The organism is Flavobacterium sp. XS2P24, assembly GCF_030010285.1.
Taxonomy (GTDB): Bacteria; Bacteroidota; Bacteroidia; order Flavobacteriales; family Flavobacteriaceae; genus Flavobacterium; species Flavobacterium algoritolerans.
The window spans coordinates 45,154-59,407 of sequence record NZ_JASCRU010000002.1 but is presented as its reverse complement, the minus strand read 5'-3'; the positions used below and the strand labels follow the sequence as shown (position 1 = coordinate 59,407).

At 33.1% G+C, this 14,254-nt stretch carries 15 protein-coding genes and 2 pseudogenes; 1 reads left to right on the top strand and 16 read right to left on the bottom strand.

Going from position 1 to position 14,254, the window contains the following annotated elements:
* Nucleotides 1–65: 65 nt before the first annotated feature.
* The 4 genes and pseudogenes from QLS31_RS02050 to QLS31_RS02035 form a co-directional block, all read right to left on the bottom strand.
* A complete protein-coding gene (locus QLS31_RS02050; RefSeq protein ID WP_099714332.1) occupies nt 66–1,370 on the bottom strand; it encodes an efflux RND transporter periplasmic adaptor subunit in 1,305 nt (434 codons plus the stop codon).
* Nucleotides 1,371–1,376: 6 nt separating this feature from the next.
* A complete protein-coding gene (locus tag QLS31_RS02045) occupies nt 1,377–2,747 on the bottom strand; it encodes a TolC family protein (RefSeq protein WP_282742222.1) in 1,371 nt (456 codons plus the stop codon).
* Nucleotides 2,748–2,829: 82 nt separating this feature from the next.
* Nucleotides 2,830–3,025: pseudogene (locus tag QLS31_RS02040) on the bottom strand (efflux transporter periplasmic adaptor subunit); the annotation flags it as partial.
* Nucleotides 3,026–3,027: 2 nt separating this feature from the next.
* Nucleotides 3,028–3,423, bottom strand: a pseudogene (locus QLS31_RS02035) (ATP-binding cassette domain-containing protein); the annotation flags it as partial.
* 173 nt (nt 3,424–3,596) lie between these two features.
* Between QLS31_RS02035 and QLS31_RS02030 the strand changes: the two are divergent.
* Nucleotides 3,597–5,006: a DUF4403 family protein gene (locus tag QLS31_RS02030; protein ID WP_282742220.1), complete on the top strand. Its 1,410-nt coding sequence runs from the start codon at nt 3,597–3,599 to the stop codon at nt 5,004–5,006.
* Nucleotides 5,007–5,103: 97 nt separating this feature from the next.
* Here QLS31_RS02030 and QLS31_RS02025 read toward each other — a convergent pair whose 3' ends face one another.
* The 12 genes from QLS31_RS02025 to gcvH all read right to left on the bottom strand — a co-directional run bounded on the left by QLS31_RS02025 (nt 5,104) and on the right by gcvH (nt 14,163).
* Nucleotides 5,104–5,394, bottom strand: a complete 291-nt coding sequence (locus tag QLS31_RS02025) for a hypothetical protein (protein ID WP_282742218.1) — start codon at nt 5,392–5,394, stop codon at nt 5,104–5,106.
* A complete protein-coding gene (locus QLS31_RS02020; RefSeq protein WP_282742215.1) occupies nt 5,384–5,926 on the bottom strand; it encodes a DUF420 domain-containing protein in 543 nt (180 codons plus the stop codon). Before QLS31_RS02020 ends, QLS31_RS02025 begins: the two co-directional genes overlap by 11 nt.
* A 2-nt stretch (nt 5,927–5,928) precedes the next feature.
* The gene (locus QLS31_RS02015; protein WP_282742213.1) at nt 5,929–6,615 is read right to left on the bottom strand and encodes an SCO family protein; all 687 of its coding nucleotides are present in this window, start codon (nt 6,613–6,615) and stop codon (nt 5,929–5,931) included.
* A gap of 6 nt (nt 6,616–6,621) precedes the next feature.
* Entirely contained in the window at nt 6,622–7,263 is a 642-nt protein-coding gene (locus tag QLS31_RS02010; protein WP_282714963.1) for a hypothetical protein, read from the bottom strand.
* 75 nt (nt 7,264–7,338) lie between these two features.
* Nucleotides 7,339–7,689, bottom strand: coding sequence for a cytochrome C oxidase subunit IV family protein (locus QLS31_RS02005; RefSeq protein ID WP_099714321.1), 351 nt, complete (start codon nt 7,687–7,689; stop codon nt 7,339–7,341).
* 18 nt (nt 7,690–7,707) lie between these two features.
* On the bottom strand, nt 7,708–8,685 hold the full coding sequence (locus tag QLS31_RS02000; RefSeq protein WP_121342861.1) for a cytochrome c oxidase subunit 3: 978 nt from the start codon (nt 8,683–8,685) through the stop codon (nt 7,708–7,710).
* A 42-nt stretch (nt 8,686–8,727) separates the two neighbouring features.
* Nucleotides 8,728–9,315 carry a cytochrome c oxidase subunit 3 gene (locus tag QLS31_RS01995; protein ID WP_099714319.1) on the bottom strand — a complete coding sequence of 196 codons (588 nt, stop codon included), beginning with the start codon at nt 9,313–9,315 and terminating at the stop codon, nt 8,728–8,730.
* A gap of 2 nt (nt 9,316–9,317) precedes the next feature.
* The gene (cyoE, locus tag QLS31_RS01990; RefSeq protein WP_282742211.1) at nt 9,318–10,220 is read right to left on the bottom strand and encodes a heme o synthase; all 903 of its coding nucleotides are present in this window, start codon (nt 10,218–10,220) and stop codon (nt 9,318–9,320) included.
* 82 nt (nt 10,221–10,302) lie between these two features.
* Complete coding sequence (locus tag QLS31_RS01985) at nt 10,303–12,426, bottom strand: gliding motility protein RemB (protein ID WP_282742516.1); 2,124 nt, start codon at nt 12,424–12,426, stop codon at nt 10,303–10,305.
* Nucleotides 12,427–12,445: 19 nt separating this feature from the next.
* Nucleotides 12,446–13,189, bottom strand: coding sequence for a deoxyribose-phosphate aldolase (gene deoC, locus QLS31_RS01980; protein ID WP_282742209.1), 744 nt, complete (start codon nt 13,187–13,189; stop codon nt 12,446–12,448).
* Nucleotides 13,190–13,412: 223 nt separating this feature from the next.
* Entirely contained in the window at nt 13,413–13,790 is a 378-nt protein-coding gene (locus QLS31_RS01975) for a VanZ family protein (RefSeq protein ID WP_282742207.1), read from the bottom strand.
* On the bottom strand, nt 13,783–14,163 hold the full coding sequence (gene gcvH / locus QLS31_RS01970; protein WP_099714316.1) for a glycine cleavage system protein GcvH: 381 nt from the start codon (nt 14,161–14,163) through the stop codon (nt 13,783–13,785). Before gcvH ends, QLS31_RS01975 begins: the two co-directional genes overlap by 8 nt.
* Between the last annotated feature and the right edge of the window lie 91 nt (nt 14,164–14,254).

Sequence of the window (14,254 nt, the reverse complement as noted above, 5' to 3'; positions counted from 1 at the left end):
ACTTGAAAATCACAATCATGAAATGTATTCCATGATTGTGATTTTTAAAATAGTAATGTATTATTTTATTTTTTGCTTTCTGCTTTATCCTTATCCGTTTTTAGTGTAACCTTATCTCCAGAATTTAAGTCCTTAGAAACGGTACTGTAAGGTCCGGTTATAACAACATCTCCTTTTTTAAGACCGGTTAAAACCTCAATATTTGTATCGTCTTGAATTCCAGTTTTGATAATTCTAATTTTAGCTTTATCACCCACTTTTACAAATACACATTCAAATTTCTTATCACTTTTTGGCGCAGCTCCTTTTTGCTCTTCATTAGGATCTTCTACTTTAATTTCTTTTACAGCTGTCGTATCTGATTTTACCACAACAGAACTAATTGGCACTGACAATACATTCGTTTTTGTTTCTGTAATGATATCAACAGTTGCAGTCATTCCAGGTCTAAAAGGAGAATACGTATCCGGTTTTCCTTCTAATAAATCTTGATACGATTCTTTAAGGATTCTTACTTTAACTTTAAAATTAGTCACCTGATCTGCTGTCAAAGCGGAACTCGCTGAATTAGAAATACTAGTTACGACACCTTTAAATTGTTTTTTTAGATACGCATCAACTTCAACATTAGCATCATCGCCTACTTTTATTTTCACAATATCATTTTCATTGACATCTACTTCAACCTCCATATTATTCAAGTTGGCCACTCTCAAAATCTCCGTCCCGGTCATTTGTTGTGTTCCTAAAACACGCTCTCCTAATTCTACGTTTAGCATCGAAATTGTTCCATCTGCCGGTGCATAGATTGTAGTACGTCCTAAATTGTCTTTCGCTTCGTTTACAGTTGCGGAAGCACTTTGAACATTAAAATAAGCCGTTTGCTTTGCAGCTTTAGCCACTTCATAAGAGGCAACTGCTTTATCCCAATCCGACTTTGAAATAATTCCTTTATCGAATAATGTTTTATTTCGGTCGTAACTTGATTTAGATTCCTTGAACGAAGCATCGGCCTGACTCAAATTTGCTCTGGTTCCTGATAAATTTGAAACCGAACGATTGTAACCCGAAGTATACAAATCTGGATTTATTTTGACCAATAAGTCCCCTTTCTTTACGACTTGTCCTTCTTTTACGTTTAAAGAAATAATCTCCCCTGATACCTCAGATGAAATTTTAACCTCAATTTCTGGTTGAATTTTTCCTGTTGCCGAAACCGTTTCAACAATAGTTGTTGGGATAACTTGGGCGATTTCAACTTCAGTTCCTTTGTCCTTATTACCGATAACTCCAGATTTTGAAAGTGCTATCAACGCAGCGATAAGTACTATTGCTCCACCTATTAGGATATAAATTGTTTTCTTTGACATGATAAATTAGTTTTTGATAAGTGGAATTCCAAAATAGAATTCTAAAATTTTAATTTTAAAAATATAGTCGTATTTCGTTCTAAGAACATCTGATTGTGCATTTGTAAGTAAGGTTTGAGATTGATTAAAATCAAAAGAATTCATCAAACCTACTGCATATTTTTCTTTGGCATAATCATACGCTCCTTGTCTCGATTCAAGTGCTACAACCGAAGATTCGTAAGCATTCAAAGCGCCTTTTGCATCAGCAAATGCCGTGAAAACATTTCTTTGTAAATCTAAATCTTGTTGCTCAACAGCAATTTTTGATCTCTCTAAACTTACTTTAGAACGCTCCACATTATTTTTTGCCGAAAATCCATTAAAGATAGGAATTGATAACTGAGCTCCAAAAGATTGTCCTTTATTATCACTGAATTGATCAAAAAATGGTGCTGGACTTTTTGTTCCAATTATATTTCCCATACTGTCAAATGCAGGAACATCTGCATAAGAAACTCGACTATTAAAACTATAAAACCCTTGTAAAGTAGGTTGAAAAGCTCCTTTGGCAATTTCTACATTTTTTTGGGCAATCTCTAAATTAGTTCTGGCAATTTTCAATTCTGTTCTGCCTTCTTTGGCTTTATCATAAATGGCCGCCGGAGATTGTGCCATAATATTATTTTCATCTTTAACATCAGTGTCATCAACAACATCAAAATTTTCAAAGTCTTTCAACTGTAATAATTGCGCTAAACTTAATTTTGAAATCAATAACGCATTGTCAGCAGCAATAACATTTTGATTGTTTGATGCTACAGTAGCTTTTATGTCCAATAAATCGCCACGTGGAATAGATCCCGCTTTAACTAATTCTTCTGAACGTGCATATTGCTTTTCATTAATTCCCAATTGTTCTTTTTGCACTTTTAAATTTTCTTTATTAAAAAGCACCTGTAAAAAGGCATTGGCAACATTCAATGCGACATCTTCCTGCATTTTAAGCAACTGATACTTCGCCGCAATAATCGAAAGATTGGCTTTACGCAATGTGTTTTGGTTTTGTAAACCTTTGTAAATATCCACACCCACATTTGCTCCAGCAGACGTAAACTGAGTCGTTTGATTACGCAAAAGTCCTGTTGTAATATCCTGATTCAAACCAATATTCCAGGAATGAGAAGCACTCGCGTTCAATGACGGAAGGAAATTTCCAATCGCTCCTTTTTTATCAATGGCCGCCGTTTTAGTATCTAACTCGGATTGTTTGATGGAGATATTATTTTGTAAGGCATATTTTACGCATTCTTCCAGAGTCCATTTTTTGGATTGTCCCTGAACGGACAAACCAAACAGCACAATAAAAACGAAACTGATACAACTATTTTTTTTCATATATTTTGAATGAAAGTGTAGCAAAGGTACTACACATATTTAACATTTTTTTAAAAACTAAAATTCTTTTTTGAGTGTATTTTTAAGGCTTCACTTCTTCATTTTTTAGACCTTGATTCCATACTTTTATTTTATCCGAAGCTTTAATTCCGCTTTTGATTTCGACATAAATCCCATCACTAACACCCAGGACTAAATCTTTTCTTGTAAATTTTTGTACTCCGGTTTCAATCTCTAACATATGGTTTTTGTGTTTTTTTATCAAACTGAATTAATGCGAAGACAAACCTACTTTCTCCAGAAAATTCATGGCAATTTCATTGCGTTCTTTTCTTTTTAAACCTTGATAATACAATGGCATCGCCACATTATCCAAAGCACTTTTATAATTAATCAAATTGAAAGATTGAAAAACAAAACCTAAAAACTTATTTCTATATCTTGAAGCAATAGTTTCATTGAGATTTTGAATAGGCACACTATCCAAAATATAATTCCCTGAATCCGCTTCATCAAGAATCCCAAGAATATTAAGTAGTGTAGATTTTCCTGAACCGGAAGAACCCATAATCGCTACTAATTCTCCTTCTTTAATATTGAAATTAATTCCTTTTAATACATGTAATTCGGAATTTACCATTTTATAGGACTTATGCAAATCTTTAATTTCAATCATAATTATGTTAATTTTAAAACAATATTAATTCTTCTCTAAAAGAAATTTTAATAAGAAAACGTTAATACCTTTATCAGGAATTTAATCATAAGACTTAATTGTTGTGAAAATGTTACACATTAATCCTAAAAAAGAATTGTTTTGCTAATTTTGCCTCATCAAACTAAAATAAAATGTATAAATACTTTTCAGCTCTACTTATAATTCTGCCTATCGCACTGATAACAAGCTGTTCAACAACTAATAAAATAGCTACTTTAAAACCAGAACCGGACGATGCCACACCTTTGGTTTACGAGAACACTCCTTCCTTTATCAATTTGCCCATCAGCGTAAAATTGAAGGATATCGAAAATCAAACGAACTCACTCCTGAATGGGCTAATTTATGAAGACAGCAATATTGAAGATGATGATATTGAAATGAAGATTTGGAAATTAGCACCAATCTCAATCAAAAATGACAACGGAGTCAATGGTCAAAAAATTAGAACTGTCTTGCCCTTGAAAGCTATTGTAAAATATAGGATTGGAACAAAGAAAATGGACGTTGAATTATACAACACCAAAGAATTTAATCTTGATGGCGTCGTAACTTTACTGAGTGATGTAGGTTTGACCAATTGGAAAATGAATACCAAAACGGAATTAAAATCATTGGATTGGAATGAAAGCCCGACAATGACCGTTTTTGGAAAAAATGTTCCTGTAACCTATCTTATCAATCCTGGAATAAAGCTTTTAAAATCAAAAATAGAAAAGAAAATTGATGATGCTATTGCAAAATCAATGGATTTCAAACCGAATGTTTTGGCGGCTTTAGAGAAAATTTGTGTTCCTTTTCAAATGAGCGATGCATATGAAAGCTGGCTACGAATTGTTCCTATTGAAATTTATTCTACCAACGCCAAACTCAAAAACGACACTTTTGTATTGGAAATGGGAATGAAATGCAACATGGAAACATTAATAGGAAAGCAACCCGAATCTAAATTTAATGCCAGTAAAATTGTTTTAAAACCGGTATCCAAAATCCCTCAGGAGATAACGGCAAACATTGTTGCTGTTTCTACTTATCTGGAAGCATCAAAACTAATGACCAAGAATTTTGCCGGACAAGAATTTGGTTCAGGATCCAAGAAAGTAAAAGTTCAGAATGTTGCTATTTGGCACAAAAACGGAAAAATGATAATTGCATTAGATGTATTGGGTTCTGTAAACGGAACCATCTATTTAGCCGGTTTTCCTCAATATAACGACAAAACCAAAGAAGTATATTTTGATCAATTGGATTATGCTTTGGACACAAAAAATAAATTAATGCGAACTGCTAATTGGTTAGCGCAAGGATTAATCTTAAGAAAAATAGAACAAAGTTGTCGCTACTCCATAAAACCAAATCTTGAAGAAGGTCAAAAAAGCATGATTACTTATTTAAAAAACTACTCTCCTATGCAAGGCATTTTTGTAAATGGAAAAATGGAAGAGATTCAATTTCAGAAAATCCAATTGACAAACCAAGCTATTATTGCTTTTATAAAAGTAAAAGGAACCGTAAATGTTTCCGTAGATGGATTGAAATAGATTGGTCAGTGGTCAGTTTTTAGTAATCAGTAAACCGTATCCTTTAAACTGAAATACACTATTTTCAGATTGACTTTTGATATTCCTATTGAAATTTTTAGGATTTTTTCTTTTTCATTCGATAAATAGCATAACCAATTCCTGCAACAAGAAGATAAGGAATTACCATTAAATAAACAATCCCGTCATTTACCGCCGCTGCTTTAGTTGTATTTTCTTTACTGGTCAAGGCAGCGCGACACATGGCACATTGCGCATTTGCTGATAGCGAAAAGAGATTAAAAACAAGAATTAACAATAAAGAAAAAAGGTACGATTTACCATTTCTTTTTACTTTTCCAGGGGCTTTAACCACTTTAATTTTATTACTTAAATCGTTAGTATACATAATACGGTGAAATCATTAAATAAACAACTACTCCAGTTACGGCAACATACAACCAGATTGGAAAAGTAATTTTGGAGATTTTTTTATGCTTATCAAAATTTTCTGCCAATGCCCTAACATACGTTATTAAAACCATCGGAATAATAGCAATTGACAAAACAATGTGCGTAATTAATATAAAGAAATAAACGTATCTAATTGCGCCTTCTCCACCAAATTTAGTGGAATCAGAAGTCATGTGATACGCAACATACATCACCAGAAAAGCAACAGACAACGCGATTGCTCCTGTCATCAACCTTTCGTGAAGTTTTCTTTTTCCGTTTTTAATGGCCACAACTGCCGCGATTAATATAATCGCCGTAATTCCATTTGTAGTCGCATAGATTGGTGGTAAAAAAGAAAGTGGTTCTACATTATATCCAAAATCTTTTAGTTTTACTCCAAAAAGTATGGCAACCACTACTGGTATTAAAATTGAAATAATTATAATTAACTTACTGAATCTCTTCTCTAACGAATTATTTTCCATTACTATTCTTCTAATAAAATATTAATATCTTGTTGAATGTTTCTTACTCCTTTTTTATCCAAACCATCATAATATAAAATTGGATTTCCAAAATCATCATTTCTACAACGGATATTCCCGTTTTTATCAATCAATGCAAACAATCCTGAATGCTCGAAACCACCGGCAACTTTTTTGTTTTCACCAGCATAAAGATTAAAACCTTTATTGGCTAAATTAAAAATATACGCTTTGTCTCCAGTTAAAAAATTCCAATTAGACGATTTTACTCCTAAAAGATTCGCATGTTCTTTTAATACTTCTGGCGTGTCATGTTCTGGATCAATAGTAATAGAGACAATTCCAAAATTAGGATTTCCAAAAAAACTCTTTTCCAAGACCAACATGCTTTCATTCATTTTTGGACAAATCGTTGGACAGGTAGAAAAGAAAAATTCTAAAACATACACTTTCCCTTTGTACGTTTCATTAGTAATTTTCTTATTGTCTTGATTTATTAATTCGAATTTAGGTGCTGGACCAATTTTAATTAACTGCCCTTCTTCTGCAGTTACTGGATTAACACTGTCTAGTCTATCTCCTTGAACCACTTTATCGTTTTTAATTCTCTCTACTATTTTTGGAACTGCATAAATCCCAAAAATCAAAATAATAAAAGAGATTCCTATGTATGATTTATTTTTGAACATAAAATATTAAATTTTTCTGGTGGCGTTATTGTTCTTTTTAAGGGCTGCACGATATTCATAAAGAATGACTTTAAAATCATCCAGCATTTCGTTACTTAACTCCGCCGGGTGAAATGTATTATACCCTTCTTTAGCATCTTTAACAAGCTTTCGACCGCGAAGATTTCGTTTTTTATCAATGATGTAGACTTTTGGCGTACCAGAATTCTCATCTAATTTCTCCACTAATTTTAATTGGGAATAATAGGCGTTAATTTCTTCCGTCGGTGCGAATACAAATCGCCACTGAGCAACATCAGTAAAAGCGCCCAAAGCATCGACCACTTTTTTAGCATCTTTTTCAGTTCCGGTTGGACAAATCATCACAAACTGAACATCTTTGAACTCATGATACCTTTGATAAATTTTTTGATTTAAATTGAAAAGATTTCCCCTGTTTTTTAAAAGCTCAGTACCCATAAAACCGAGAATAGTTACTTTGCCGTTCAAACTAACTTTTTGACCGTCTAAAGATTGCCAATTCCCTAAATCAGCAGTATTAGGAGTTATTGTTGGTAATTTAGTAAATCCGTTGACACCTGAAGCAAAAAAAAGGTAGGCAACTATAGGTAAAATAAAAAGAACGAAAAGGACAATATTTTTTTTCATTGTAATGATACTTATTAAAGTACAAAAATAAAAAAAGGTACGCAATGCGTACCCTCTTTTTGAATTAATATCTTGTTAAAAATTCCATTTTATGGTAGAATTCTTAAAAACCTCATAAATATAATCCCCTTCTGTCAAAAGAATGAAGAGTAAATATAATATCAGAAAAATTACTGGAAAAACAACTGCACTTCTTAAAGAACTTTTTTCACCTTCCATGTGCATAAATGCATATACAATGTAATAGGCTTTAAAAATAGTAAGAGCATAGAATATCCAATTAAGTAAGTTCATACTTAAAAAATCATTCATGAAAAGAAAATCTGGTTTTAAAATACCCAAATAAACTTCAACAATAGTAACGGCAGATAATATTCCGAAAACTTTCCAGATTCTACCTATATTAGATACGTGTTCGTGTGACATGATAATTACTTTTTGAAATTAAACTAGATAGAAAACTGTAAATACAAATACCCAAACTAAATCGACAAAGTGCCAATAAAGACCCACTTTTTCTACCATTTCATAACTTTTTCTTTTTTCGTAAGTTCCAATTAACACATTAAAAAATATGATAATATTTATGATTACTCCAGAAAAAACGTGGAATCCGTGGAAACCAGTGATAAAGAAAAAGAAGTCAGCAAATAATTTACTTCCGTATTCGTTTCTTTTCAAGTTTGCGCCTTCAACAACATAATGTGCTTGGCTCAATCTTAATTCAGACTCTTCTCTTGAAAGAATTGTTTTTTTCTTCTCTTTGGTTATTACCTCAGTTCTGATTAAAAGTTCAGGATGCGCTTTGAAACCCGCTTGTACTTCAGCAACTGAATAAGAAGGCAAGCTTGGTTCATCCATAAACCATTTTCCTTTACTTCTTGTCAATTGTTCTCTTTCTTCAGGTAAAGTAGCTGCAAACTCAGCTAAAGCAACACGGTTGCCGTCTTTATCCACAAACTGAAGTAAACTTCCTCCTTTTGTTTCAATAGCACCATATTCACCTTTGATGAAATTTTTCCATTCCCATGCTTGAGATCCTACGAAAATCAAACCACCAATAATGGTCAGGAACATGTAAATAACTACTTTGTTTTTTTTCATTTGATGACCTGCATCAACAGCCAAAACCATTGTTACAGATGAAAAAATCAAAATAAAAGTCATTAATGCCACATAATACATCGGAGCAGATACTCCATGCATAAATGGGAAGTGAGTAAACACTTCATCGGCCAATGGCCAAGTTTCAATAAATTTAAATCGAGAAAAACCGTAAGCTGCTAAAAATCCAGAGAACGTTAAAGCATCCGATACGATAAAAAACCACATCATTAATTTGCCATAACTTGCTCCCATTGGCTCATTGCCGCCTCCCCAAGTTTTTTCTTCACTATTTGCAGTAGTAACTGTCGCTTCCATAAAAGTTATTCGTTAAAAAGTTCCCAAATTTACGTTTTTTTCTTATTTAAAGAAATATAAAAACAAAAACAAATAAACCCACAATAAGTCAAGAAAGTGCCAGTACATTGCACCTAGTTCAATTCCAAGGGTTTGAGATGAATTGTATTTTTGTTTAAAATGATTATAAATTATAATTAGAAGTGAAATCACGCCACCAGCAAGGTGAATCAAGTGCACAACCGTAACAACGTATAAAAAAGTAGTGGTTATTGAGCTTCCACTTCCGGTGAAATAATACCCATTATCCACTATTTGACCAAATCCTACGAACTGTAAAATTACAAACAATATTCCTAGAACTAATGTCGTCAAAAGAAAAATTGTCGTTTTACTTTGATTGTTTTTCTGAATCGCTTTTTTAGCCAAATGAAAAGCAACACTACATCCTATTATTGCTGCAGTACTGTAATAAAACGCTATTGGTAATTGAAAATCCTTCAACCAGTCAGCTCTGGATTTACTCACTACAAAAGCACTGGTAAGCCCAGCAAACATCATAGTCATACTAACCATTGCAAACAACAAAATCAACTTATATGATCTTGCAGTTCTAGATTTTTGTTCCTCAGTTGTCATTATCATCTCCATAACTATCTTAAAAATTTATCAAATATATAAACCAATTGTAACAATGTAATATAAGAAACACTAACTAACATTAAAGTTCTGGCCGCTTTTGCAGTTCTTAATTTGTATAATCGAACAGCATAAAAAAGCATCCATAATCCAAGTAAAAATACAACAATCGCAGCAATTGGCGTCATGTACAAACGTCCTGTATATCCCAAAACTGGCAAAAGTGACGCTAAAATTAACCAAACCGTGTATAATATAATCTGCAAGGCTGTTCCTTTGTCTTTTTTACCTGTAGGCAACATAAAGAAACCGGCTTTCTCATAATCTTCATACAAAAACCACCCAATTGCCCAAAAATGGGGAAATTGCCAAAAAAACTGAATTAAAAACAAGGTTCCAGCTTCTATTCCAAATTCTCCTGTTGCCGCAACCCAACCCAACATAAAAGGAATAGCTCCAGGAAAAGCACCCACAAAAACAGACAATGAAGTCATCGTTTTCAAAGGAGTATAAACACTTGTATATAAAAATATTGAAACGGCGCCAAACATAGCAGTTTTTGGATTAATTGTATACAACAATGCAATTCCAACAACCGTTAAAAGACTCGCTATAATCAAAGCCGTAGTTTGAGACATTCTGCCAGCCGGAACGGGACGATTTTTAGTCCTATCCATCAAGGCATCTAAATCTTTTTCGATAACTTGATTAAAAGCATTTGATGCTCCTACCATACAATAGCCACCAACTGCCAATTTTAGCAAAACCATCCAATCCAATGAATGCAAATCATAGATCCCAAGCATAAATCCCGCGATAGACGAAAACACAACACTAATAGCTAAACGCGCCTTAGTGATCTCTCGGAAATCAATATAAATGGATTTTAATGAAAATGTATTTTGTGTTGCGTTCAATACTAGAGTTTGTTTGTTTTGAAAAACTTTTGCAAAAGTAGTGTATCAAAAGGGATTTGACAAAAAACAATTCACAAAAAGATTAATAATCAAAATACCAATTAAAAATATCAGCTCTCAATCCTAAAGTAAACCAATTAGTGCTTTCAGTGAAAGTGGTTGCGGTGTTTTTTGCAGGATCAAAACTTCTGTAAATATAACTTCCAAAAAGCTTCAGGTTCGTTGACGGATTCACTAAATACCCTCCTTGAAAATCAGCTATAAAAACAGCCGTTTTATTTCCCTGACCTACATTTACACCACTATCAAGAGCCCTGTTTTCATCGTAATCCTTATAGATATTTCCTCCGTAATTAAAACCGTCTTCGGCGGTATCAAAATCAAATCCTCGAGTCCCCACAGTAACTTTTGCATCAGCAAAAAGCCTTCCTTTATGATAACGGGCAATCGCAATAAATTCCTTGAAATTTGCTCCCCATTGATGTCCGATACTCTGGTTGTTGTGCGCATAATTTGTGATTGGCATGCTATGAGAATACACATAAGGACGCACATGATTGTACTCTAATTGCAGCAGTAAATTATCAACTTTGAAAGCATTGTAATACTTAACACCTAACTGATAGCCATACTTATTTTTCCAACTATTGTCTCCTTCTTTGATGTCTCCAAGAGAAAATTCATCCAGAATAAACTGTCCGTAAAAATTGATTTGATTGCTCCATTTATACTTAAATGTCAATCCTAAAACTGCATTTCCACTTCTTGCCGAAGAAGCGAATTCAACCGAACGATAAAATATAATTGGATTCACAAAATTAACATCAAAACCTCTGTCATTCGTATTGGTCCAAATCACCGACTCGAAGAAACCAAGATTCAATTTATTCGAAACGTTCCAACTCAAATAATGATTTGCCATAAGTTTTGTAGCGTACGTTCTTTCTAATGTTACCTCAGGACGAACATCTTTGAGCCACATGTAGGTATTGGTATATTTTATTTTCCAAAAATTAGTATTCAATTTAAAATAAGGATACGGACTGGCGCCATCACTTTCTAACAAAGAACGGTATCCATCACCAATAAAATTTCTGCCGTAACCCAATTGTAAATCATAATATTTACTAGGCGTAAAAGTCAAATTGGCTTCAGCCAAAGGAAAATCATAAGCATCTGTTTTGAAATCTTTGGCAATTCCTATCCCAGGAATAATAGCAGGATTTCCGCCAGCTGGCTTGATAGATTCCGCATAACGATTGAAGTAATCTGCAAAGCGTCCTTGACTTTCAAAAACCGTGGTAGAAAAATTAAGCTGTTTGCCTAATCCTCCTCTAAAATTGATTCCGCGTGTGTTTACATAACTGTAAGAGGCTTCACTTTTTGAATCTTTACCAACCTGCAAATCCAGTATAGGATTTAATGTAAACCAATATCCTTCGCCCTGAATTTCAACAGTATTCTCATTCCATAATTTTCTTGCCCACCAACCGGAAGCTTTCTTTTTTATCTTTTCATTAACGGCTTTCAAGTCGTAATATTTTGAAACCTCGGCATACGTATATGGCTTTGAAGCTGTATGATTATTACTTCCCACTTGATTTAAAGAGCCATCAAACTGTGCATAGTAACTGTGCGAAAAAGGAACATTCAAATGGCTTTCAAACTCCGGATTAGCAAACTTTTTATACACAATACTATCCAATTCAGTAAGCTTCGGTTTATTATTTGAAACTATTTCGGCTTTCGCCAAAGCTTCTGCTTCGAGTTCCGCTCTACTTTTTAAAGGTATGGCAATAGTAATGGTAAACTTAGAATAGGTAGGTTTTCCGTTATGGGTTGACGGTTCTATTTTTGGAAATGTACCAAAAACCCTTTTTGTTTCTTTTATCAACGCCTCATCAACAGCATCAACATAAATCACTTTAAAAACACCATTGCTGTCCACTTCAAAAAGAACTTTTACATTCCCTTTAAAATTATTTTGCTTTAAATTATCCGGAACTTGGAAATTTTGAAAAACAAAATCCTGAACTTGACTGTAAAAGCAATTCTCAAGCACTTTCGATTGCAAATTTACACAATCAGGAAAAACAGGAAATCGCTCCGCCGAATTACCAGATTGTACTGAAGTCGTATTGAAATCTTGGGAATATGCAAAAAAGGAAAACGAAAATAAAAATAAAGTCAGCAACCCTTTTTTCATGTTTATAATTTTTGTGAATTTAATATTCATTATGTGAATTTTGTCCGTTAGCAATACTTTTTGCACCTGATGTACCTAATCTTTTAACCCCCAATTGAATCATCTTAACCGCTTCTTCATACGTCCTTACGCCTCCTGCAGCTTTCACCGGAAGGGGCGATGCGTTTTCGAGCATCATCATTATTGAAGGAATAGTGGCGCCATTTGGCAAATTATTTTCTGTTTTATAAAATCCAGTCGAGGACTTCACAAAAACCGATGCGAAAAGCTCTTGTTTAAAATTAGAAACGATTACATTTTTTATCAAACTTGACAACTGGATAATTTCCTTATCACTTAGAGCTGCCACTTCAATAATCCACTTTACTACCTTATTATTATCTAAACCCAATTGAGTACATTTCAGGATTTCTTCTTTCACCAAAGCTGTCTCCCCTCTTTTAAAAGCTTCATAATTGCACACAAAATCTAAATCATCAGCACCATCATGTATCGCCTGAAGAGCTTCGCTAAGTTTATTTTCTAATGAAGATTTCCCTTCCGGAAAATCAATTACAGTTCCTATTGCCACAACTGAATTTGCCTCAAGAATCATTTTTTTTGCCAAAGAAACCATATTTGGACGAATCATAATAAGCTTAAAATGCTCCTCGATTGCTTCTTGGATAAATCCTTTGACAACCAAAGTATTTTCTTTTTCGCTGAGTCCCGCTTGTTCTGCCGTTTTTAAATAGGTAGAATCTAAATATTGCTTGATATTCATGCGCTTTGAATTCTTAATTAGAGTAGATTATCACGCACAAAAATACATTTTATATGCACATAAGTTTACTATAAAATTTCACTATTTTGTATTTTTAACGCTAGAACTGAAGTTTTTAGATACTTTTTAAAAAAAGACTAACTAAACTAAATAAACATTCGTGTTTCTGAATGCTATAAAATAAAAAAGTCCCACCAAAGTGGGACTCTATTTAAATTGAATTTTATGTGATTTTTGTTTTCAAATCAAATAAAATAATAACTGCTACTCCTAAAATCGCACCGGATAAATTTGCTAAAACATCAAATACATCTGCATGCCTGGTAGTGGTAAATAATTCTTGAGCTATTTCAATACCTATTCCAAAAAAAACAGAAAACAGCAAAGAAATTAGTATGGGTTTTAAACTGTTTATCGCATTTGTATATTTTTGAACAAACAAAAAACAAAGTATCGTTAAAACAAAATGAAAAAAGACATGCACTAATTTATCCAGATTTGAAACCTCTCCCAGCGGAACATTATTCAGTTGAATCAAACAAAAAAAAGCAATAACTCCAGCCCATAATAAAGCGGCAAAAAAATATATTTGTTTAGGCACCAATAAGTTCTTTGTAAGAATCACTAGATAATAAATCATCTACTTCTGCCATATTTGCAATTTTTATCTTGATCATCCATCCAGCTCCATAAGGATCAGAATTAACACTTTCAGGAGTACTTTCAAGAGCATCATTGAATGCAATAATTTCACCTGTTAATGGCAGGAACAAATCAGAAACGGTTTTAACTGCTTCCACTGTACCAAAAACCTCATCTTTGTCTAAAGTCTGGTCTAAAGTTTCAACTTCAACATATACGATATCTCCTAATTCTTTTTGTGCAAAATCAGTGATTCCTACAGTTGCAGTATCGCCATCAATACTAACCCATTCGTGATCTTTAGTGTACTTTAAATTTACTGGTATGTTCATATAAATTGTAATTGATAATTATTTATTGATAATTTAAATTTTATGCCACAAATGTAATAATCTTCTATTCAAAATTGTTCCCTTTTAGAAA